Source organism: Nocardiopsis sp. EMB25 (genome assembly GCF_026797795.1).
Taxonomy (GTDB): domain Bacteria; phylum Actinomycetota; class Actinomycetes; order Streptosporangiales; family Streptosporangiaceae; genus Nocardiopsis; species Nocardiopsis lucentensis.
On sequence record NZ_JAMTDN010000001.1, the window covers coordinates 3837371 to 3860151 of the forward strand.

General features: G+C 72.0%; 16 protein-coding genes. 3 read left to right on the forward strand and 13 right to left on the reverse strand.

Going from position 1 to position 22781, the window contains the following annotated elements; genetic code table 11:
* Window positions 1–57 precede the first annotated feature (57 nt).
* Window positions 58–312, forward strand: coding sequence for a WhiB family transcriptional regulator (locus KIK06_RS16585; RefSeq protein ID WP_017596763.1), 255 nt, complete (start codon window positions 58–60; stop codon window positions 310–312).
* A gap of 206 nt (window positions 313–518) precedes the next feature.
* Here KIK06_RS16585 and KIK06_RS16590 read toward each other — a convergent pair whose 3' ends face one another.
* A complete protein-coding gene (locus KIK06_RS16590; RefSeq protein WP_268643918.1) occupies window positions 519–2063 on the reverse strand; it encodes a PAS domain-containing sensor histidine kinase in 1545 nt (514 codons plus the stop codon).
* Between the two features lie 145 nt (window positions 2064–2208).
* Between KIK06_RS16590 and KIK06_RS16595 the strand changes: the two genes are divergently transcribed.
* A complete protein-coding gene (locus tag KIK06_RS16595; RefSeq protein ID WP_268643920.1) occupies window positions 2209–2949 on the forward strand; it encodes a GntR family transcriptional regulator in 741 nt (246 codons plus the stop codon).
* A gap of 351 nt (window positions 2950–3300) precedes the next feature.
* Here the strand turns inward: KIK06_RS16595 and KIK06_RS16600 are convergent, their stop codons facing one another.
* The 4 genes from KIK06_RS16600 to KIK06_RS16615 form a co-directional block, all read right to left on the reverse strand.
* On the reverse strand, window positions 3301–4635 hold the full coding sequence (locus KIK06_RS16600; RefSeq protein WP_017596768.1) for an HD-GYP domain-containing protein: 1335 nt from the start codon (window positions 4633–4635) through the stop codon (window positions 3301–3303).
* Window positions 4635–5948, reverse strand: a complete 1314-nt coding sequence (locus KIK06_RS16605; protein WP_017596769.1) for an HD-GYP domain-containing protein — start codon at window positions 5946–5948, stop codon at window positions 4635–4637. Before KIK06_RS16605 ends, KIK06_RS16600 begins: the two co-directional genes overlap by 1 nt.
* 840 nt (window positions 5949–6788) lie before the next feature.
* A complete protein-coding gene (gene rsrA / locus KIK06_RS16610; protein WP_017596770.1) occupies window positions 6789–7145 on the reverse strand; it encodes a mycothiol system anti-sigma-R factor in 357 nt (118 codons plus the stop codon).
* On the reverse strand, window positions 7142–7816 hold the full coding sequence (locus KIK06_RS16615; protein WP_017596771.1) for a sigma-70 family RNA polymerase sigma factor: 675 nt from the start codon (window positions 7814–7816) through the stop codon (window positions 7142–7144). The genes rsrA and KIK06_RS16615 overlap by 4 nt, the downstream gene beginning before the upstream one ends.
* A 346-nt stretch (window positions 7817–8162) precedes the next feature.
* Between KIK06_RS16615 and KIK06_RS16620 the strand changes: the two genes are divergently transcribed.
* Window positions 8163–8984: a class I SAM-dependent methyltransferase gene (locus KIK06_RS16620; RefSeq protein WP_017596772.1), complete on the forward strand. Its 822-nt coding sequence runs from the start codon at window positions 8163–8165 to the stop codon at window positions 8982–8984.
* A gap of 120 nt (window positions 8985–9104) precedes the next feature.
* On the opposite strand, the gene thiC is transcribed toward KIK06_RS16620, so the two are convergent.
* From thiC to KIK06_RS16660, 8 genes are all read right to left on the reverse strand, one after another.
* Window positions 9105–10781 (reverse strand): phosphomethylpyrimidine synthase ThiC, encoded by a 1677-nt coding sequence (gene thiC, locus KIK06_RS16625; RefSeq protein WP_083923984.1) that lies wholly within the window; start codon window positions 10779–10781, stop codon window positions 9105–9107.
* 225 nt (window positions 10782–11006) lie between these two features.
* Window positions 11007–11864 (reverse strand): SOS response-associated peptidase, encoded by an 858-nt coding sequence (locus KIK06_RS16630; protein ID WP_017596774.1) that lies wholly within the window; start codon window positions 11862–11864, stop codon window positions 11007–11009.
* A 10-nt stretch (window positions 11865–11874) separates the two neighbouring features.
* Window positions 11875–12912 (reverse strand): DUF3068 domain-containing protein, encoded by a 1038-nt coding sequence (locus KIK06_RS16635; protein ID WP_268643923.1) that lies wholly within the window; start codon window positions 12910–12912, stop codon window positions 11875–11877.
* A complete protein-coding gene (locus tag KIK06_RS16640) occupies window positions 12909–17360 on the reverse strand; it encodes an alpha-(1->3)-arabinofuranosyltransferase (RefSeq protein WP_268643924.1) in 4452 nt (1483 codons plus the stop codon). Before KIK06_RS16640 ends, KIK06_RS16635 begins: the two co-directional genes overlap by 4 nt.
* Window positions 17357–18706 carry a glycosyltransferase family 4 protein gene (locus KIK06_RS16645; RefSeq protein ID WP_017596777.1) on the reverse strand — a complete coding sequence of 450 codons (1350 nt, stop codon included), beginning with the start codon at window positions 18704–18706 and terminating at the stop codon, window positions 17357–17359. The genes KIK06_RS16640 and KIK06_RS16645 overlap by 4 nt, the downstream gene beginning before the upstream one ends.
* 224 nt (window positions 18707–18930) lie before the next feature.
* Entirely contained in the window at window positions 18931–19071 is a 141-nt protein-coding gene (locus KIK06_RS16650) for a hypothetical protein (protein WP_017596778.1), read from the reverse strand.
* Window positions 19068–20873 (reverse strand): hypothetical protein, encoded by a 1806-nt coding sequence (locus KIK06_RS16655; RefSeq protein WP_268643926.1) that lies wholly within the window; start codon window positions 20871–20873, stop codon window positions 19068–19070. The genes KIK06_RS16650 and KIK06_RS16655 overlap by 4 nt, the downstream gene beginning before the upstream one ends.
* A gap of 5 nt (window positions 20874–20878) precedes the next feature.
* On the reverse strand, window positions 20879–22519 hold the full coding sequence (locus KIK06_RS16660) for a GDSL family lipase (RefSeq protein ID WP_268646033.1): 1641 nt from the start codon (window positions 22517–22519) through the stop codon (window positions 20879–20881).
* Between the last annotated feature and the right edge of the window lie 262 nt (window positions 22520–22781).

Sequence of the window (22781 nt, forward strand, 5' to 3'; positions counted from 1 at the left end):
GACCGATCGTGAAAATGTTCACAACCCCCGATCGCCTCACCGTGAGGAGTGGACCGCATGGACTGGCGCCATGACGCAGCCTGCCGTGACGAAGACCCCGAGCTCTTCTTCCCCATCGGAAACTTCGGCCCCGCACTGATCCAGATCGAGGAGGCCAAGGCGGTCTGTCAGCGCTGCCCTGTCAGCTCGGCGTGTCTGAAGTGGGCGCTGGAGAGCGGCCAGGACGGCGGCGTCTGGGGCGGCATGAGCGAGGACGAGAGGCGCCTGCTGCGCAAGCGCGGCACCACGCGCCGTCCGATGGTGCGGGCCTAGGCCGTATCCTCCTGGGCCCGCCGCTCCGCCTCGGCCCGCCCGTCGCCCCCCACCGCCCTCAACGGACGCCTACGGCGGAGCCCCATCCGCAGGAACCCCGTCGGCGCCCGAACGACGACCCCCTCAGGCGACCGTTCCGAGAAACGGAACCGTGGGACCCCGGGGCTCGGCTCCCGCGGTGGGCGAGACGAGCCCCGGGAGTGGCCTCAGGGCACCTCCCCCTCCTCGTGCTCCAGGGGGAGGCTGATCGCCACCTCGGTCCCCCCGTCCTCCCTCGGCTTGATCGCCAGGGTTCCGCCCAGTTCGCCCACGATGAGCGTCCGCACGATCTGGAGACCCAGACTCGTCGTCCCCTCCAGGTCGAAGTCCTCCGGCAGTCCCCCGCCGTCGTCGAACACCGCCAGTTCCAGGCTGCTCGTCCTCGGGTGGCCCGGCACGGCGTCGAAGCGGCGCACCCGGACCTCGATCTTCCCGGGGCCCTGCCCCAGGCCGTGCTCCACCGCGTTCTGCACCAGCTCCGCCAGGACCATCGACAGCGGTGTGGCCACCAGCGCCGACAGCAGGCCGAAACCGCCCTCCCGGCGCGGCACCACCGTGCTGCCGGTCGAGGAGACCTCGGCGGCCATCTGCATGACGCGGTCGGCGATGTCGTCGAAGTCGACCACCTCGTCGGGCGTGTGCGACAGCATCTCGTGCACGATCGCGATCGACCCCACCCGGCCGACCGCCTCGTCCAGCGCCGCCCGCGCCTCCGGCACGTCCAGCCGCCGTGACTGCAACCGCAGCAGCGCCGCGACCGTCTGGAGGTTGTTCTTCACCCGGTGGTGGATCTCCCGGATGGTCGCGTCCTTGGTCAGCAGTTCGCGTTCGCGCCGCCGAAGTTCGGTGACGTCGCGGACCATCACCAGCGCGCCGATCCGCACCCCGTCGATGACCAGCGGTATGGCGCGCAGTTGGACGGTGACCCCCCGCGCCTCCACCTCGGCCTCCTGCGGCGCGCGGCCGCTCGCGGTGTAGGTGAGCGCCTCGTCGCGGGCCTCACCCGGTGCGGCCAGCTCCAGCGTGGTGCGGTCCAGCCGGGCCCCGACGAGGTCGGCGGCCAGGCCCAGCCGTCGGTAGGCCGACAGCGCGTTGGGGCTCGCGTAGACCACCTCGCCGTTCTGGTCGAGCCGCAGCAGCCCGTCGCCGACCCGGGGCGAGCGCACCATGAGCGGCCCCTGGTCACTGAACGGGAACGCGCCCTCGGCGATCATCTGGGCCAGGTCCCCGGCGCTCTGGAGGTAGGTGAGCTCCAGCCGGCTCGGGGTGCGCGCGGAGCTGAGGTTCGTGCTGCGCTGGATCACCCCGATGAGCCGGCCCTCGCGGCGCACGGGGATGGTCTCCTCGCGCACGGGGACGCCGCCCGACCAGTCGGGGTCGCCGTCCCGGCAGATCCGCCCCTCGCTCCAGGCGCGGTCGATGAGGGCGCGGCGCCCGATCACCCGGGGCGCCGACCTGGACGTGACGTCGGTCATGTCGTCCAGCAGCGCGGTCTCCACCAGGTCGTCCTGGAAGGCCGTCGGCCCCGTGGTCGGTCGCATCTGGGCGACGGCCAGCCAGCCGTCGTCGCCGCGCAGCCGCACCCACAGGACGAGATCGGCGAACGACAGGTCCGCGAGCAGCTGCCAGTCCGAGACCAGGGAGTGGATCCACTCCAGGTCCGCCTGTTTGAGTGACGTGTGACGTCGGATGAGATCACTGAGGTGAGGCACTCACAAATCATCCCATGAAGGCGTGCATACTCAAGAGATACGCACTCGACCAGTGGTCCACACCAGTCGGCGGCCCGCACGGCCCGCCGCGCCGACCACACCGGAGGGGTGTGTGGACGGAGTCGGGACGCGTGGGAGGACACCGATGACAGGCCAGCGCACACTGGACGGCAACCCCAGGGTGCCGAAGTACTACCAGGTGAAGAAGCAGCTCCTGGAGCTCATCGAGGCGATGCCGGCGGGCAATCCCGTGCCCCCCGAGCGCGCCCTGGCCACCCAGTTCGAGACGTCGCGCACGACGGTGCGCCAGGCGCTGACGGAGATGGTGGTCGAGGGTCGCCTGCTGCGGATCCAGGGCAAGGGCACGTTCGTGGCCAAGCCGAAGGTGGCACAGATCCTCCAGCTGACCAGCTACACGCAGGAGATGCGGGCGCACGGCCTGCACCCCGCCACGCGCATCCTCGACGTCAGCTACATCAACGCCGACGACCAGCTCGCCGAACTGCTCGCGATCCGCTCGGGCGGACGCGTGCTGCGGATCGAACGGCTGCGGTTGGCCAACGGCGAGCCGATGGCCGTCGAGACGGCGCACCTGGCCGCGCGGCGCTTTCCCGGGCTCCGCCGTCAGCTCGACCGCTACGCGTCGCTCTACGAGGCTCTCGCGAGCGCCTACGACGTGTCCCTGGCCGAGGCGGAGGCGTCGATCGAGACGGTTCTGGCCACCCCCAACGAGGCACGGCTGCTGGGTGTGGACGTCGGTCTGCCGCTGGTGCTGCACTGCCAGCACAGTTTCGACGCGGACGGCCACCCGGTCGAGTGGGTGCGTTCGCTCTACCGCGGTGACCGGTACAAGTTCGTCACCCGCCTGCGTCCCCCGACGGACTGAACCGGGAGTATCTTTTTGGGCCTGCCGCTTCGCTTCGGCCCGCCCGTCGCCCGCCACCGCCCGAGGGCCGCTCCGCGGCGGAGCGGGCACCCTCAATCGACGCCTCCGGCACGGTACTCACTTTGTTCGGACGCCCCGAAGGCAGGGATTCTTCATCCTCGTCCTCGCCCGCCCGTCGCCCGCCACCACCCTCAACCGACGCCTACGGCGCGGCCCGATTCATGCTCGTTCCTCGCTCGCGGCTCGACTCGCCCGCCCGTCGCCCGCCACCACCCTCAACGGACGCCTGCGGCGCAGTCCCATCCACAAGAACCCTGCCGGCGTCCTCACGCCGCTCCCCCGCCGGCGCCCTCACGCGCGAACGAGCACGGTGGCCAGGGCGTCGACCACCCTCGGGTCGTACTCGCTCTCGGTGTCCATCCGGAGGCGCTCCAGGACCGCGGCCCGGCGCTCGTCGTCGCCGTTCTCCCCGACGAGGTCGTCGAAGGCGTTGGCCACCTTGATGATCCGGCTGCCGAGCGGCGGCACGCCCTCGTCGCCGTCCCCGGCCAGCGGCTCGCACTGGCGGCGAACGACCTCGGCGACGCTGTCCAGAACCCCGGTCTCCCGGATGATGGCCGACCCCAGTTCGGCGATCCGCCGCTGCTCCCGGGGTGAGGCGAGCACGGTCGCGCCGCCCGCGATGGGCTCGCGCAGGGACAGCTGCCCGATGTCGTGCATGAGGGCCGCGTACTCCAACTCCAGCAGTTGGGCCTCGGAGAAACCCAGTTCGCAGGCGATGCCGTGGGCCAGGTGGCTGACCCTGCGCGAGTGCCCGTTCTCCACGTACCCGCCGACCTCGGTGACCCGCGACAGCGCCCGCACCGTCTCCAGGTAGGTGCGCCGTACCTCCGCGTGGCGCCGGAAGGCGACCTGGGAGACCAGGAGCGGGGCGCTGAACACCAGCAGTCCCACCAGTCCGGTGACCGTGCAGGCCAGCGCGATCAGTACGCCGCTGGCGCCGATCGCCGCGCCCGTCGCGAACTGCGCGCGCACCTCGTCGCGCACCGCGACCAGCAGGTTCGTGCGCAGACGTTCGGCGCGCAGCACACCGGCCATCACGGCGTCCACCAGCCAGGTGAGCAGCACCAGCGAGGCCATGAGCAGCGTGACCCGCACCGAGGGCTCCGTCAGTGACAGCTGCGTGACCAGCGGGCGGAAGGCCACCGCGATGAGTATCACGGCCAGCACCCGCCGGGCCAGGTCCTCCAGGCGCGGGCTCCGGCCCACGGCGACGTGTGGCAGCTCCCCCAGCGCCAGCCCGAGCCCGACCACGGCGACCACCTGTGACGCGGAGTGCTCCACGGGCACGTCGCCGAGGCTGACCAGGAACGCGTAGCTGATCGCTCCGGCCGAGGCGATCGGGGCGACCTCCCGGTGCCCGGGCAGGGTGATGCGCGCGAGCTCTCCGACGGCGATGACGAGGCAGAAGGTGAGCGCGACGTAGGGCTCGACGGCCCCGTGCGCGGCGGTCCACACGACGGCGGCCAGCGTGCCCGCCCCGGCCGCCGCGACGAGCACGGCGCGGATGGGGCGCGTGGTGCGCCAGATCGGTCCCCGCGGTCGCTGGAGTCCGAGCGCCCCGCCCTCGAGTCCGGTGAGCGGCGGGCGGGGTGACGAGGCCTCGTCGGACTGGCTCTGGGTCATCATCGGTCACGCCCACCCGGAACGGCCTCGGCGGGTGCGGGCGCCGAGCCCTCGGCGGCCGGTTCTCCGGTCCGCCCGACCGCCTTCTCGGCGGCCTCGTAGCAGCCCCCCGGCGGCTCGGCGATGTCCGGGGTCTTCCAGCCCTCACGCTCGACCGCCCGGACGAGCGCCTCGACCATCCGCCCGTCGAACTGCGTCCCGACGCAGGCCCGCAACTCGGTGATGGCGTCCTCCACGGACCACGCCTTGCGGTAGGAGCGCGTGGAGGTCAGGCAGTCGAACACGTCGGCCACGCTGATGACGCGGGCGGACTCGGGGATCTCCATCCCCACCAGGCCCATGGGGTAGCCGCGTCCGTCCAGCCGCTCGTGGTGGTGGCGGATACCGGCCAGTGCCTCGTCGAGGAAACTGATCTCGCGCACGATCTCGTAGCCGCGTGTCGGGTGCAGTTTGATCGCCGCGTACTCGTCGTCGGTGAGTTTCCCGGTCTTTTGCAGCACCTTGGTGGGCACCCCGAGCTTGCCGATGTCGTGCAGCATCCCCGCGTAGCGGATCTTCTGCACCCGTTCGGCGGGCATACCCAGTTCGCGCGCGATCATGGCGGCGCCCTCGGCGACGCGCATGCAGTGGCCGCGCGTGTAGTAGTCCTTGGTCTCGACCGCCTGGCACAGCGTGGCGAGCGTGGCCTCGTGGGCCCGCGCCTCGTCGGCCTGCTGCGCGAAGGTCCAGCGCGCGATGAACAGGGGCAGCAGGACCAGCAGGGGCGCGATGATCCCGACCCCGCCCCAGACCGCGGCGATGGCCAGACCGAGCATCTGGTAGCCGATCGAGGACAGCTCGACCGCCACCAGCGGGCGCCAGTGGATCGGGCTCTTGCGCCGGGCGCGGACCGCGCCGAGCGTCCACATCAGGACGCCGACGAGCGCGGAGTTGACCACGGTGTGGGTGATCACGGCCGCCACGTACGGCAGCAGGATCATGGGAAAGTCCTCGCGCACCGGTTCGCCGACCGTGCCTCCGCACAGGAGGTAGACGTGTCCGGCCGCGTAGGCGGCCAGGGCGAACTGCGCGCCGTTGAACGCCCGCTTGACGAGGATCTGCTTGCGAATGGTCAGGCAGGAGGCGAAACCGACGACCGCCGCCCCGACCGGCCCCACCAGAACGATCGCGGCCAGTGACACCGCCGAGCTCGGCGACATCCCCATCTTGCCGTTGGAGACGACGATGGTGCTGATGGACTCGGCGACCACGAAAAGGACGGCCACGAGGACCAGGGTCTTCAGGTCGATACCCGAATACGGCCCGACCAGCACGATGGTGACAGCACTGACAACGATGATTCCGACGTAGACACGCGCGCCCCCAGGAAGAGCCCGCACCCCCGTTCACCCCCCGCCAACGACGACCGGACTGTCATGATTTCACCGGTTCCGTTCTACCACCAGGACCATCCGGCGAAGGCGGATACCGTCCAAAGAACCATCATCGCTACGTGCAGCATGCTGATGAACACGGTTGTCCCCTCTCCCCCCGATGCCGCGCGCCCCCATTCCCCTGGACACGCGGCGTAAATTACCCCATTCGTTGGATATGGCGTCCAGTTTAACGGGCCAACACGGGTCCCGGATTACCCCCAACCCGAACCGCCACCCCGACGAACACCCCAACTGACCAGTAGTTCCGGAGTATGGAATTACTAATTCAAGTCGTAATTTCAGATGATAACTCTGAGTCACCACACGCCACTGGCCAGCGATGCCGAAAAGTCCACAGCGAAGCCCATCTCGCCCCACCCTTCCAGTCGCTTCTACCTGCACTGACTACGCATGGTAACTGTTCGATCGAAGAGTGCCGATCAGCGGGAAAAAACATTCCGAGTCGGTCACGACACGAAAGAGGGCGAGCGCGCCGGGCGTGTCGACACCCCTCACCCCGCTCCACTCGGACAGGCACGTGTCCAAAACCCCCGCAGACACGGGGAATCCGACTCGACATACTCCCAAACAACTACAGACCACGCATGACACGACATCGCACGACAATTCAAGACAGCAGGCTATAACGCATACAAAAGGTGGCGGTGACTGGAAATACAGTCACCGCCACCGCGTGTCACGGCCGTTGGGGCGTCCCCGGGAGCCGAGGACCCTGGCTTACTCCGAACTTGCCTCGCGCACGAGGTTTTCGCCGTCCTCTTTCACCTCGCGCACGAGGTTTTCCCCGTCCGCATTCGCCTCGCGCTCCAGGGATTCCTCACGCGCGCGCGCCAGCCGGCCGAGAACCTTGTCCCGCAGATCCAGGGGAACCGGGTCGCACCCGCAGTGCTTGGCGACGATCTTCTTCACCGCCTCCTCGAGCCCGTACTCGTCGAGGCAGGGCGCGCAGTCGTCCAGATGCTCCCTGATCTGCTCGCAGTTGCCCTCCTCCAGCTCCCCGTCGATGTAGGTGTAGAGCTTGTCGAGCACCTCGCTACAGGGGGTTTCGCTGTCCTTGCCGTGGCCGCCGCTCATTGCCGATCTCCTCGATCCGACCCGTTCGCCTGTCCCCGACCTCCCGCGGACGTACCCGACGCGACGGCACCGGCGGAGGCCTCCGCCCGCGCCGTCGGCAGGAAACCGCGGTCCACCGCGTACTCCTCCAACAGGGACCGGAGCTGGCGACGCCCCCGGTGCAACCGGGACATGACCGTCCCGATCGGCGTGCCCATGATCTCGGCGACCTCCTTGTAGGCGAAGCCCTCGACGTCGGCGAGGTACACCGCGATCCGGAAGTCCTCGGGCAGCTCCTGGAGCGCCCGCTTCACGTCACTGTCAGGCAGGTGTTCGAGCGCCTCGGCCTCGGCCGACTTGAGCCCCACGGCCGTGTGCGAGGCGGCCTGGGCCAACTGCCAGTCCTCGACGTCCTCGGTTCCCGCCTGCTTCGGTTCCCGCTGCTTCTTGCGGTAGGAGTTGATGAAGGTGTTGGTGAGGATGCGGTACAGCCACGCCTTGAGGTTCGTCCCCTGCTTGAACTGGTGGAACGAACCAAACGCCTTGGCGAACGTCTCCTGAACGAGGTCCTCCGCGTCGGCGGGGTTACGGGTCATCCGCAGCGCCGCGGAGTAGAGCTGGTCGAGGAAGGGCAACACGTCCCTCTCGAAGCGCTCCTCCCGCTCACGTGCTGTCTCCTGGCCCTCTTCCAAGCCCGTCGGCCTCCCTGCGCTGGTCTCGGCTGGAGCATCCATATCCCCAAGATACGGCTCCACACCCAGGACCCGCGCACCGGCGCCGCGTGGCGCGGACACGGCCTCCTCGCGCTCCAGGCACGCGCTGGCGGTCGACATAGCCGAAGATTCCTCCCCAACATCCGTTGCCGCGCGCCGGACCCTGCGTCCCGCGCGGTGTCGGTGACAACAACGCCCTTCGCACGCTGATTCCAGCCGGGCGGGGAGAAGCGGGCCACCGCGCGGTGAACTTTGTCGTTTGGCGTCATCGGCGGAGGTAGGGCATGGGAGAGTGCGGGTAGGACCACACAAGGATGGGAGAGGAGTGCACGTGCGACCGTCCTCGACCCCGGCATCGGACCGCCCACGGTCCCCGGCCGCCCAGTTCGCCACACCCGACCAGCTGTCGGACTACTGGCGCTTCTACTGGGCCGTCGCCGAGACGCAGATCGCGCGGTGGCTTCCGCCCGCGCCCGCCCGGCTGCTCGACCTGTCGAGCCCGGACTTCCAGGGCACCCACCGGGCCGTCGCCGCCGGACACGACGTGGTCACCCTGCTTCCGTCGGAGGACGTGGCGGTGCGTCGGCCCCTGACCCTCGTCAACGGGCACGCGGGGGTGCCGCGTCCGGCCCGCCGCGGGCGGTTGCGGCACGTGGTGGGCGACTCCGCGCTGCTGCGCACGTTCGCCTCCGGGGTCTTCGACGGGGTGATCGCCGACAACCGCGTGCTGTCGCGGCAGTTGGCCACGGAGTCGTCGATGACGGAGATCGCGCGGGTCCTGCGCCCGGGGGGACGGACACTCGTGTGCGTGGACTCCGTGGTGCTCGGGATGGCGCTGCTGGCCGAGCAGGACTGCTGGCCCGAGCTCAGCCACGCACCCAGCGCCGACGTGCTGTTGGTGCCCTGGCCGGACGGCTCCATCACTCGGTGCTTCACCTCCGAGCAGCTCACCGAGACCCTCGCCGACGCGGGGCTCGAGCTGGAGTGGATCAAACCGCGCACGGTGCTGTCGCCGTCCACGGTGGAGGGGATGCTCGCCCGCGACCCCCGGTCGATGGGCCGCCTGGTGGAGATGGAGACGCGCGCCACCGAGTCCGACGACTACGTGGGCGTGCACCTGGTGGCCAGCGCGCGCAAACCGGGCTGACCCCGCTTCCCTGCGGCGGCGCCGCTCCGGCCGGCCCGGGCCGACGACCGGGCCGGGAGGGAGCCCCGCCTCCGTTCGGGGCGCGGATCCCTCCCGGGGTTCCCGGGGCCGTCGGACGGGTCAGTCGGCCAGCGGCAGGTACACCCGGTTACCCGAGGCCGCGAACTCCTCGGACTTGTCCGCCATGCCCTTCTCGATCGCCTCGACCGTGTCCAGCCCGTTCTCCTCGGCGTACTTGCGCACGTCCTGGGAGATCTTCATCGAGCAGAACTTCGGCCCGCACATGGAGCAGAAGTGCGCGGTCTTGGCCGGTTCGGCGGGCAGCGTCTCGTCGTGGAAGGACTGCGCCGTCTCCGGGTCGAGCGACAGGTTGAACTGGTCCTGCCAGCGGAACTCGAACCGCGCCTTGGACAGCTCGTCGTCCCACTCCTGTGCCCGGGGGTGGCCCTTGGCCAGGTCGGCGGCGTGCGCGGCGAGCTTGTAGGTGACCACGCCGGTCTTGACGTCGTCCCGGTTGGGCAGGCCCAGGTGCTCCTTCGGGGTGACGTAGCACAGCATCGCCGTGCCGTGCCAGCCGATCTGGGCGGCGCCGATGGCGGAGGTGATGTGGTCGTAGCCGGGGGCGATGTCGGTGGCCAGGGGGCCGAGCGTGTAGAACGGCGCCTCGCCGCACAGCTCCTCCTCCAGGCGCACGTTCTCCGCGATCTTGTGCATCGGCACGTGGCCCGGGCCCTCGATCATCACCTGCACGTCGTGCGCCCGGGCGATGTGGGTGAGCTCGCCCAGGGTGCGCAGCTCGGCGAACTGGGCCTCGTCGTTGGCGTCGGCGATCGAGCCGGGCCGCAGGCCGTCACCGAGGGAGAAGGTGATGTCGTACTCGCGCAGGATCTCGCAGAGTTCCTCGTAGTGGGTGTAGAGGAAGCTCTCCTTGTGGTGGGCCAGGCACCACGCGGCCATGATCGAACCGCCGCGCGAGACGATGCCGGTGACGCGCCTGGCCGCCAGCGGCACGTAGCGCAGCAGCACGCCGGCGTGGACGGTCATGTAGTCGACGCCCTGCTCGGCCTGCTCGATGATGGTCTCGCGGTAGATCTCCCAGCTCAGCTGGGTGGGGTCGCCGTTGACCTTCTCCAGGGCCTGGTAGATGGGGACCGTGCCGATCGGGACCGGCGAGTTGCGCAGGATCCGCTCGCGGGTCTCGTGGATGCGCTTGCCGGTGGACAGGTCCATCACGGTGTCGGCGCCCCAGCGGGTGGCCCACACCATCTTCTCGACCTCCTCGGGCACCGACGAGGTGACCGCGGAGTTGCCGATGTTGGCGTTGATCTTCACCAGGAAGTTCTTGCCGATGATGGTCGGCTCGGACTCCGGGTGCCTGCGGTTGACCGGGATGACCGCGCGGCCGATGGCGATCTCCTGGCGCACGAACTCGGGGTCCATGCCCTCGCGCGCGGCCACGAAACGCATCTCGGGAGTGATGGTCCCGGCCTTGGCGTAGGCCAGCTGGGTGACCGCGCCGTCGACGGGTTCGCGGGCGTCGATCCAGGCCTGCCGCGCGGCGGGCAGGCCCCGGTGGACGTCGATGTCGGCGGTGGAGTCGGTGTACGGACCTGACGTGTCGTACAGGTCGAAGTGGCTGCCGTTGCTGAGTTCCACCCGGCGTTGCGGGACGCGGAGCGTGAAACCGGCGGGGTCGTCGATCTCGCGGTAGACCTTCCGTGATCCCATGATGGGACCCGTGGTCACCTGGTGCTCGTCAGCGGTGGAGCTCGCGGCGCGGCTGTCCATAGCCGTCATGGCATGCCTCCCTACGTCGGAATTACCCGAACAGGTTCTGCGGTCGGCGACACCGTTGAGCCGCCCTCTCAGCCCGCCATGGCGCGAGCTCCCGCGTTGCGTATTCACATATGCGCACGTCGGGAATGGGATGAACGACGTGCGTGCGCCCCGGAGGGGGCGCTGGCCGTGTGGCCTCGCACACCATACACAGAGGTCCCCGGGCAGTGTCCAGCCGCCCCCAGGTCAGAAAAGTGTGTCGGACCCGTCATCCCCCGCGGCGGGCACGGGGGCCAGGAGCTGGGGGCCGTTGTTCTTGATGCTGTTCACGTCGGTGGAGACCTCGTCGAACACGAGCCGCTGGGCCGGTGTCCCAGCCATGGCGTGGGCCAGATCGTCCGCGCCGGAGTCGGGGTCCAGCCAGGTCGCCCAGTCGTCCCGGGACAGGATGACGGGCATGCGCTCGTGGATGTGGGCGAGTTCGGGCGCGGCCTCGGTGGTGATGACCGCGCAGCTCCACAGCCAGGCGGCGGGGTCGTTCTCGTCGACCTCCGGATCGCGCCAGCGCTCGAAGATCCCGGCCATGGCCAGCGGTTCGTCGTCGCCGTAGTGCACCGCGAACGGCTTCTTCGCGGCCTTGGCCTTGCGCTTGCGGTGCTGGGGGTCGGTCGCGGGCGAGGTGCTCGGCTCGGCTCGGCCGTCGGCCCCGATGAGCTGCCATTCGTAGTAGGCGTCGGCGGGCACCAGGCACCGGCGGCGGCGGAAGGCCGCGCGGAAGGCGGGTTTGTCGGCGACGGTCTCGCCGCGCGCGTTGATCATCCGGTAGCCGACGTTGCGGTCCTTGGCCCAGGAGGGGACGAGTCCCCAGCGCAGGGTGCGCAGGTGGCGCGGCCCGGCGGGCTCGTCGGTCTCCCCGCTCCCGCGCGGGGGCGGACCGAGCACGGCGTAGACGGTCCTGCCCGGGGAGACGTTGTAGTCCGGGGACAGGTCGTCCAGCGGAGGCCAGGCCCGGGGGTCGGCCTCCTCCGGGATGGTCTCCTCGGGGAGGTCGAAGGCGAGCCGGAGCTGCTGCTGGTTCCGAGACTGGGCATAGCGACCGCACATGTGTCCGATCCTAGGGCGTTCTCGGCTCCTTCCCGAGCCCGTCCACCCAGTCAACGTGTTCGTGCATGTCACGCCTCCGCCGCAGCGCCGTCTCCCGGGTCCGCCACGCCTGGACGAGGCCGGCCAGGACGGCCAGCGCGCCCAGCGGGCCGAGGATCCAGGGCGCCCAGGTGTCGAGGACGGTGAGCAGGAAGGCGCGGACGCGGGCCTGTTCGGCGAGGGCGGCCACCTGCCCCTCGGACAGGGTCAGCTCGGCCGCCAGCAACCCGACCTCACCGCCTCCGCCGCGCGGGCGCAGGGTCTCGGACCGGGTCTCCTGGGCGTTGACGACCAGACCGCTGACGGGCTCGACCCAGTAGACGCGGGTGATCTCCACCCACCGCGCGGCGGTGACCGTGCCCTCCGCGCCGGGGGTGAACAGGGCCGCGGGCACCGACCGGGCCGAGCCGGGGACCTGGGTCGACTCGACGGTCTGGGTGTAGCGTCGGGCCGTCACCCCGGCCACCTGGCCCTCGGTCTGGAACTCCAGGCGCGGCGCCGAGCGCACTTCGGCGTCGTAGTGGGTGACGTCCTCGGCCGGGGCGCCCGCGGGCCAGTGGAACACCAGCCCCGCCTGCCGGACCGCCCGGTCTCCGTTGACGTGCTCACCGCAGCAGTTGACGGCGCGGCCGGTCACGCGGTCGACGATGACGCGGCGGCTCCAGTGGTCGATCATCCGCTCCGGGGTGGACACGTCCACGGACATCTCCCAGGCCGACCAGTCACCGCCGTGCGGGGCCGCGTCCACCCTGACGACCCGCCGGAGTTCGACGCCCTGGCGCAGGGACCACGTGGACGCGTCGAGGTAGGCGGCGTCCTCGTCGACCATCCTGAGCTCGAACTCGGCCGAGGCGGGCAGGAGCGCCACCCGGTCGTGGACGTAGAGGGGCAGCAGGGCGGCCAGGGTCAGCAGGAAGGCCCCCACGGCCACCAGGAGGGTGCCTCGGTGGATCGGGCGGTCGTCGGTTCCCGCGGAGCCGCCCGCGCCGACCTTGGTCAGTGCGCTCATGTGCGGGCCTCCTCGACGTCGGAGTCCGGTGCGGGCGCGGACTCACGGGCGTGGCCGTTCCCGTTCCCGTCGGCCGCCGCCCCAGCCGGGTGGTCGGGTCCGCCGAAGGGCGCCGTGCGGAGCCGTTCGGCGGTCCGGGCCCGGGGGGCCGCCCCGGGGTCCGGGGAGTCGTCCCCTCGCTGGCCGAGGGCGAGGACGAGCCTGGCCAGGGCGGGCAGGCACAGCGCTTGGGCGGCCCAGCCGCGCAACGCTCCCCCGAACACCTCGGTGACGTCGTGGAAGGGCATGTACAGGGCGAGGTGGGTACCGACCGCCATGGCCAGACCCGCCAGCGCCAGCGCGACCGCGACCGGCCACGGCCCGGCCAGGTGGGGCAGGGTCCGCCCGCCCAGCGACGGCCGCCCCGGCCGGGCGTGGCGCAGCCCCTTGGGTGCCTGGCGGCCGAGCCACCAGACGCACAGCAGGATCACGGCGACGACGGCGGCTCCGGCGGCGCCCGCGACCCACACGCCGTAGGCCAGGCCGAGGGGCAGGACCGCCCACCGGTTCAGCCAGCCGGGTCCGGCGGCGGGCAGTGCGCGCCCGGAGCGGCCCGTCGACCCGGCCGCGCGGGCGAACGCCGGCGCGAGGGCCGTGGGGACGAGGCGTCGCGGCCACAGCGCCAGGACCACCAGGAGCCCGGCCAGCCCGGCGCCCGCCGCGAGCGCGGACCGGTAGGCGGTGTCGGGCGCGTAGGTGAGCGTGACGGTGCCCTCGCTCCCGGCGGGGAGCACCCAGGCCTGCTTCCAGCCCTCCAGCCGGACCGGTTCCAGCGCCCCCTCGGCGCCGGACAGGGTCGCCTCCCAGCCCTCGTTGAAGTTCTCGTTCACGACGAGCAGGCTCTCCTCGTCGACGGCGACGTCGAAGCGGCGTTCGTCCGGTCCCCAGGCGTGGACCTCCTCGACCTCGGCCGTCTCCACGGGAACTCGGTCGGCGAGGGAGCTCTCGGTCTCGACGAGGGCGGAGCGGACGTCGTACCGGTTACCGGGGTCGACGATGATCCGGTTCTCGCCCTCCGTCAGGTCCAGGTCGGTGCAGCTCTCGTAGCGCAGCGGGCGTCCGGTGAGCTGGTCGGCGAGCGTGCCGTCGGAGATCCGGGTCTCCACGCGCCGGCCGTTGACCCGCAGTGTGGGCCCCAGGCCGCAGGCGGTCGCGGCGTCGCCCTCGGGAAGCGGCTCCACCGGGTCGACGCCGGGCAGGGTGATGGTGCCGATCTCCAGGTCCTGGCCCTCGGGGCGCTCGAAGGTGACGCGCACGGAGTCGGCCGTCAGCTCCGCGAAGTCCACGCGGCCGCTGCCGTCGAGCCACCCCTCGCGGATGGTGTCGCCGCCCTCGACGGTGACCCGGATGGGCCGGAGCACGCTGTCGGCCCGGGGGAAGGCGACCTCCAGGTGGTCCAGTTCGGTCGGCTCGCCGAACTCGATGTCGAGCCAGGGGTACTTCTCCTCCGGGTCGGGGTACCAGACGGTGGACTCGTCGTCGTCGAGCGCGCCCCGGCCCATCGCGGCGGGGTGCTCGACGGCGGTGGAGGAGGCGGTCACGCGGGGGTACGGGCTCGCCCGGTTGGCGGCGTTCTCCGCCTCGCGGGGGTCGGTGAGCACGACCTCGCCGGACACCCGGTGCGCGCTCTCCGCCGAGTCGGCGGAGAGCGCGAAGGTGCGGTCCAGGCGGCTGGCGTCCTCGCCCTGGACCTCCAGGCGGGAGTTGCACACCCACACGTGGGAGCCCTCCACGCACCCCGGAGCGGTTCCGGTGGAGCCGGTGAACAGCAGGGTGTCGGCGTCGGCGGGGCCGGGGACGCGCAGGGTGCGGGTGGCCTCCAGCCCCGGCAGGGACAGGGAGGTGATGCCCACTCGGGTGCCGAAGCGGTACTCCGGCTCCCAGGCCAGCTCGTCGACGCGCACGCGCAGGGTGGAGGTCGGGCCGGGCGGGGCCATGAGCTCCTGGGGTTCGTCGGTCTGCGCGACCGGCGCCTCCGTCTCGCCGTTGTCGGTGATCACGGTGACGCGGGAGGGCGGCGGCTCGCCGGGCAGCTGGTCGAAGGCGATGGTGAGGCCGTCGACGTCGCGGGGCTCGGCGAACTCCACCTGCAACCACTGGCCGAGCGCGCCGGTGAAGGCGCTCGAACGCCAGCCGGTGGTGAGGTCGTCGTCGAGGGCGGCGTGCGGCGCGTGGCCGGGGTCGCGGTCGGAGCCGCGCGCCCCGGCGCCGCTCTCGGAGGAGGAGGCGCTGACCGATGCGACGCCCAGGTCCTCGGCGTGGGCGACGTAGGGTTCCCACGCCGGGTCGAGGACGTCGGGGGCGGGGACGTCCCTCTCGAGCTCCTCGTCCTCGGTCAGGGTGGCCGAGACGTTGCGGCGCACGTCCGGGTAGACGACCTCGCGGCGGCGCGCGGAGTCGGTGACGACCGTGTCCTCGGGGGCGATCGCGTCCGCGCCCGGGTCGTCGCCGAGCAGGACGGGGCGGTCGTCGTTGACCAGGCCCTGTTCGGCCAGGTGGAGGAGGGACTCGGGGCCCCCGGTGACGCGGATGGCCTCGTCCGCGGGGACGGTGCCGACCGTGGGCGCGGCGCCGGCGACCTCGTAGATGGTCAGCGCGGGATAGGGCTGGTCGAACCAGCGCGCGGCGGGCTGGTGGTCGAGGGAGCCGATGACCGGACCGAACTCCGCGGCCCGGGTGATCCCGGGTGAGTCGCCCAGGGCCTGGTGGACACGGGCGGGCCAGCCGCCGTTGTTGCCGGTGCGCTGGAGGTCGTTGCGGACGATGAGGTGGGTGACGCCCATGCGGGCGAGGGTGTCGGCGAGTCCGGCCGATCCGCGCCCGGAGGAGACGCGCTGGTCGATCTCGTGGGTGAGGCGGGAGACACCCGCCGAGCCCCACGGGATGATCTGGTGGTTGGTCCAGGCACCGGTGAGCAGCGGCTGCATGGGTTCGTCGAGGGGGCGGCCCCACTCGTACTCGCCCCGGGCCGAACCGGGCAGGGCCATGGTCATGCCGCGCTCGTCGGCGCGTTCGTTGAGCCAGTCGGTGGCCTCGCGCCAGTGTTCGGGGAGCGATTCGTAGCCGCCGTGGGGGGCGATGCCGACGGTGCCGATCGGCAGGAGGGTGGCCAGGAGGACGGCTGCGCTCCCACCCGCCACGGCCCGGTACGCGCGGGGTGCGGCGACGGCGCCCCGGCGTTCGGCCCGGTCCCGGGCCACGACCACGGGCAGGTGGGCCAGGCCGAGGACGAGCGGCAGCCGGATCAGGGCGTCGAACTTGTGCACGTTGCGGAAGGGCGCCAGGGCACCGTCGAGCAGGTCGCGCATGAGGGGGGCGAAGGGGCCGGTGAGGTCCCCGGTGAAGCCCGCGACGATGATCGCCGTGCCGGTGAGGACGCAGGCGATGAGGAAGAGGCGTTCGGGAGTGCGCCGGTTGATCAGCCCGGCCAGGCCGAGCCCGGCGACCAGGGCGGTGAGGGCGATGAGCCACGGGGTGGTGGACAGCGCCGCGCCCGAGGGCAGCGCGGTGTTGCCCTGGTCGGGGAGGAAGCCCATCCAGTTGGAGGTGCCGCGCACCGCGTTGAGCAGGGATGTCACACCCGTGGTGACGGTCGCGTCCTCGGTGTAGGGCATGAACGAGAACACGTACCGCGACATGAGCACGAGCGGCACGACGTACCAGAACGAGGCGAGGACGAGCGCGCCCGTCCACCACGCCATGAGCCGCCGCTTGCGGGGGCCGTTGGCCCGGGTGAGCAGGTAGAGGCCGGGCACCACGAGGACGGCCAGTTCCGAGGCGGCGTTGGTGCCGCCGCACATCAGGAAGGCGAGTCCGGACAGCAGGGCCGCGCGGGCCGGGGAGAGCCCGCCCCGGGCGCCGAGCACCAGCGGCAGCAGGATCCACGGCATGAGCAGCATGGGCTGGAGCTCGGCCGAGTTGTAGGAGAGCAGGGTCAGCACGCGCGGGGCCAGCGCGTAGGCGACCCCGGCGAGGATGCGCGTGTTGACCGTGCCCAGGCCGAGCGCCCCGGCGACCTTGTAGACGCCGGTGAAGGCGGCGATGAGCAGGACCGCCATCCACAGCCGCTGGGTGATCCAGTCGGGTGTGCCCAGGGTGTCGAAGAGCAGGTGGAAGGGGCCGTTGGGGAACAGGTACCCGTAGGCCTGGTTCTGGATCTGCCCGAAGTAGGCGGCGTCCCACAGGTGCAGGGCGCGCTCCAGGAACCCCCGCGGGTTGGCCGTCAGGTCGAGCTTGGTGTCGCTGACGATCCTGCCTGGGTCGATGCTGGCCGCCAGTGCGCCCAAGAGCAGACACACCGTGAGGACCTTGAGCCGCGAGAGCAGCGTGTGGTCCAGCGATCCGCCGGGGGCGGACGGTGCTCTGGAATCCTCCGGTTCGCGCCTGGCGGTGGATTCCGCCGAAGTCAATTCCCCGCCTTCTCCCCCGTCGCGGTGTCGGTCCCGTCCTCCGCCTCGGCCAGGCCGAGTTCGGCGGCGACGAGACGGGTCATCCGTGCGCCGCTGGCCGCCCAGGTGAACTGTGCGGCCCACACGCGGCAGGCCCGGCTGACCTCCTCGGCGCGGTGGGGGTCGGACAGCTCCTTGAGCGCCCGGGACACCACGTCGGTCAGTTCCTCGCCTTCGCGCACCAGCCAGCCGGTCTCACCGTCGCGGACCGAATCGCGAAGTCCGTCCACATCGTAGGCCACGGTGGGGATCCCGAGCCTGGCCGCCTCGATGACGGTCAGGCCCCAGCCCTCGAACCGGGAGGCGGTGACGTGCAGGTCGCAGGCGGCCAGGACGGCGTTCTTGTCGGCTTCGGGGAGGAATCCGTGCAGGTGGACGCGGTCGTGGAGGCCGTCGCGTTCGACCTGCTCGGCGAGGTGTTCGCCCTCGGGGCCGCGGCCGATGATGTGCACGCTCAGGCCCGGGTACCGGTCACGGAGGTCGGTGGCCAGGTCGACCACGCGGGAGACGCGTTTTTGGACGACGAGGCGGCCCAGACTCACGACCGCCGGGCGGGAGGGATCGTGCGCGGGCGTCCGCCCGGTCTCGCGCGGTTCCTCCGGAGCGGGGAGACCACCGTTGTGGACGATCTCGATCGGCGCGCGCCAGCCGAGTTTGTCGCGCATGGCGGTGCGGGAGGACTCGGAGACGGTCACGGTGGTGCAGTTCCGGTAGACGCGGGAGGCGACGGCGGACTCCACGAAGCGCCCGAACCAGGCGAGCGGCGCCGGGAAATAGGCGTTGAACTGGAGGTCGTGGACGTGGTGGACCACGCTGACCACCCTGGTGCGGCGGCGCAGGACGAGGCGGGAGAGGAAGGGGATGCCGTTCATGCAGTCGAAGGCGAGGTGGTACTCGCGCCGCCACAGGGCCAGCCAGGCCATGACGCGCGGGTAGACGGTGAAACGGCCGCCCATCCGGCGGATGACGATGCCGTCGCGGGTCTCCACGCGCGCCTGGTGGGGTTCGCGGCTGGTGAGGAAGGTGACGATGGCGCCGCGTTCGGCCAGGTGGCGGCTGATCCGCCAGGCGTACTCCTCCGCGCCGCCCGCGGTGGACTGCCACGGGTCGCGCCAGTTGACCATCACCAGCCGCACGCCGTCCAGACGCGGACCGAGGTCGGCCTCCGTGGGAGCCTCCGTCGGGGCGGGGTCGGCCGGGGTGCGGGCGCGGCCCCCCGCGGTGACGTCGGCCTCCTGGTCGGGGGTGGGGAGGATCGGCTTGGGCACGCCGGGTCCGACCCTGTGGTGGACCTTCTCGATGACCACACGCTCTCCTTCCGCGCGGTGTCCGGCTGGAACCCGCATCGATCACGTTCCGTGTCGAATCGAGCCCAAGGAGCGATCACGGGAGGCAAGCGCGGAGCGCACGCCGAGCAAGCCCGTCGACCGGACGTCTGGTGGGGCGGCCGGGCGCGTCCCGGCCGTGGAGGGTGGAGGGCGGGACACCCCGCGTTGAACGGGGCGCCCCGGTCCTCTCCGACGGCGACGGTCTAGCGGTCGCCGTAGTTGTAGAGGGTTTCGTTCACCGGTTCCGCGGTCGCGGTCGACTCGGTGGTGAGGTTGGTGGCCACCGCGGTGACCCCTCCCGCCAGAGCCGCGCCGATCACGCAGGCGGCGATTACCTTGATCACTTGGGGATCTCCTTCCGCGCGTCCGGCCTCGCTCTGAAACCGAAACGCTGGAGAACGAGACTAGAACCTGATCTAGCTACAGACCAGACGATTGCCCCAACTGTAACTAACCCCCCGGTAACTTCCAACCCCGTTCCGCTAGCTTTATCCGCCTTTACGTGCTGATCGTCCACGCGAAAAAGGGACATGTCGGGTCCTTCGACCACGGCGGACACCCCGGGAGCACGCAACAAGAACTCGTTATCAATCGGCGCGGAGGCCACCACGTACCGCACGCCGAGACCTCCGAGGAGCCCGGTCAACTCCTCCGGGTCGCCGATCCCCGGCAGCCCCGTGGCCGGGTCCATGTCCAAGGCCCGACCGACCTCACGCGCACGGGTGTCCTCTCCCGTGACCACGACCGTCCCGCCGTCCGGGGTCCCGATCCGCAGGTCGTCGTTCCACAGGGTGCGCCGGTCGAAGAGCTTGGTCGCCGGGTCGAGCACGACCACCGGCTCCCCCGACCAGTCCAGCCCCCGGTAGGCGCTCCAGGGCAGGACGAGGACCGCCCCCGGCCGGTCGTCGGCGGCCACCGCGTCCCGGGCCTCGATCCACGCCCGGGGGTAGTCCACGGGGACCAGCCGGCCCCCCGCTCCCCACACCAGACCCGGCAGGACCACGAGTGGCAGGAACGCCGCGAACACCGCCGCCCCCAGCCGCCACGCGGCCCGCGCCCCGGACCGGGGACGCGCGAGCCAGCCCACGGCGGCCCCCAGGCCCAGGGCCTGGACCAGCGCGAGCGGGGCGACGTAGAGCTGACCGTCCCGCAGCGGCCCGAAGCCCGGCCAGAACCCGATCAGCCAGGACAGCGCCGCCCGCCCCGCTTCGGTGGCCCCGAGCAGCGCGATCCCGAAACCCACTCCGGCCGCCACCGACAACCCGAACCCGAACTCCGGTCGCTCCCGGCGCAGCCACCACACCCACCCCGCGAGCGCCACCAGGCACAGCACCAGCCGCAGGGTCGCCGTCACCGGTTCCCCGTAGCCCGCCGGAACGGCCCCGGAGTTCCACACACCACCCAGGAGGAACAGGGAGCCCAGCACACCGAACGGGGTGTCCGGGCGCGCGGCGAAGGCCGCCACCCCCGCCGGGTCGGTCCTCGTGCCGCCGGCCAGGGACGGCAACAGCCACGGCAGCGACACCAGGAGCAGGGCCGAGAGCAAAAGGAGCGGACCGGTCACCGCCGCGCGCCCACGCGGGAACAGCGCCACGGGGCCGGCGGTGAGCGCGGTCAGCACCACGGAGGAGAACCCGCCCACCGCGGCGGGCACGAGGGCGCGGACGAGCCCCGCGAACCCCGCGGCCGTCCCTGTCGACCCCAGACGGACCACGGCGCCCACCACCCACGGCAGTCCCGCGTAACCCAGGAGCATCGCCCACTGGCCGAGCAGCAATCGCTCAGCGACGAACGGGTTCCACACGTAGGCGATCCCGGCGGCCACCGCGGCCACGCGCCCGGCTCCGCTCCCCGGACGCGGCAGCAGCCGGGCCGCGCCCGCGCCGCCCACGGTGAACACGCACAGCAGCGCCGCCGCCTGTACCAGGTCCCCGGGGACGAGCGCGGACAGCGCCGCCACCACGGCGTCGCTGGGGATCGCGCGGGGGAAGCCGTCGGCTCCGCGCAGAACCGTCGCCAGGGACGGCTCCGGAACGAACACCATGTCGTACCGGAGCACATAGCCGCGTCCCAGGGCCGGCCCCAGGGCCAGGACACCGGCGAGGAGGCCCACCGCCCACGGCAGCGCCCGGTCGAGTCGGCGCACCGGCCTCACCCGTCCCCCAGGAGGGCGGAGGCGGAGTACCCGCCCTCCACGTAGTCGCGGTGGGCGCGGACCACGACCTCGTACGGGCCGCTCACGGTCGCCTCCCAACGGGGCTCCGACCCCGTCGGCCCCTGGGGGTGCCATCCCTCGCCGCTGCCCGGTCCCCTGTCGTCGACCGGCCCGCACTCCGCCCCTTCAGGCGGGCGCGGGGCGGTCGGCCCCGGGGTCGGCGTGGGCGTCGGCGGTGGGGGTGGCTCAGGGGACGGCGGGTTCGGGGGAGGTTCGGGGGAGGGCGGGGGCGGCGGAGGCGGGGGCGGAGCGGGGGACGGCCCGGCCGGCGACGGGTCCTCGTCCGGTGACCTCCGGGGTTCGTCGTCCCCGTGGCCGGGGGACGGCCCCCCGTCACGCGTGTCCGCGGGTGCCCGGGAGTCGTCGCTCGGCGAGCACGCCAGCGCGCGCAGCCACACCTCGTAGTGCGTGGCCCCCTCGACCGCGTCCCACAGCACCGTCGCGCCGCCGTCGACCACGCGCACACCGGTGGGGGCGGGGGGCGGGTCGGGGTCCCAGACCAAGCTCAGCGGCGCGGAACGCTCCCCCTCGTCCCGGCCCTTGTACTGGCGCACGACGAACTCGTACCGGGCCCCGCTCAGCAGTGCCCCGACCAGCACCGACCGACGGTCGCCGTCCGCCTCCACATCGGTGGGCAGCACCACCGCCTCGTCGGGGTCCGGTCCCAGCCTGCGCTGGACCACCCGGTAGTCGGTCGCGCCGGGAACCGCGTCCCAGCTCAGGACCAGGCCGTCCGCCGATTCCTCGGCGTCGGGTTCGGGGGCGGCGCGCGGACCGGTGGCCACGGTCGGCAGGGGGCGCGGGAAGTCCCGGCCCACCCCGAGCGGTTCGGCGAGCGCGTCGGCGAAGGCCGCGGCGATCCGCAGTTCGCCGCGGGCGTTGGGGTGCGTCTCGTCCCAGTTGTCGCGGGAGGGCACGTAGTCGGCGGCGACCCGGGCCACGACCACGGGAGAGGTCTGCGAGGTCAACTGCTCGGCGAGGTCGACCACGCCCATGTTGAACCGGCGGATCTCCTCGTTGATCCGCGCGTCGTCCCCGGTGCCCTCGACCGGGGGAAGCTCCCCGATGACGAACCGCACCTCCGCGAGCGCCACGCGGACGGTCGAGACGGTCTCGCCGACCCCCGCCAGGGCGTGGTCGGCCCCTCCCCCGGCCAGGATGTCCTCCAGCCCGGCCAGGAGCAGCAGGTACTGGGGTTCGTGTTCGGCCGCCACCAGGGCGACGTCGTCGGCGAGGTCGCGGGCGGTGGTCCCCCAGCGGGCGGCGTGGTCGGTGTCGAAGTCGGCGTCGGCGTAGGCGTGGTCGAACTCGCCCTCCGCGAGGCCGTACACGTCGTCGTAGGGTCCGACGAAGTCAGCGTCGACACCGGACTCGCCCAGGTGGCGCCACAGACGGTAGCGCCACGTGTAGTCGCCGCTGCTGCCCTGGGTCAGGGAGCCGCCCACCACCATGAGCCGGAGCCGGCCGTCCGGCGGCCCGGGGACGTCCACGGCCCCCTCCCGACCGCCCTGGACGGCACTGGTTCCGCCGGAGCCGGTCTGGACGAGCAGGAGGGTGACCGCCATCGCGGAGAGCATGATGCCGAGCAGCCCGAGGGGGCCGGGTTCGAACCGCGTGGGTCCGGTGCGCCGCCGCGCGGAGAGAAAACGGTCGAATCGATACAAGACCGCCGCGGCGCGGTCGGCCAGGGCCCGCCACCGGTCCGCGGCGCCGCTCCGGGCCGGCTCGGGGCCCGCGCCGCCCTCCGCGGCGGCGTCGGCGTCGCCCCCGGTCTCGGAAACGTCCTTCTCGGGCTCGTCTGGGTCCTGCACCGTGCCCCATTCCTCGGTGTGACGTCGC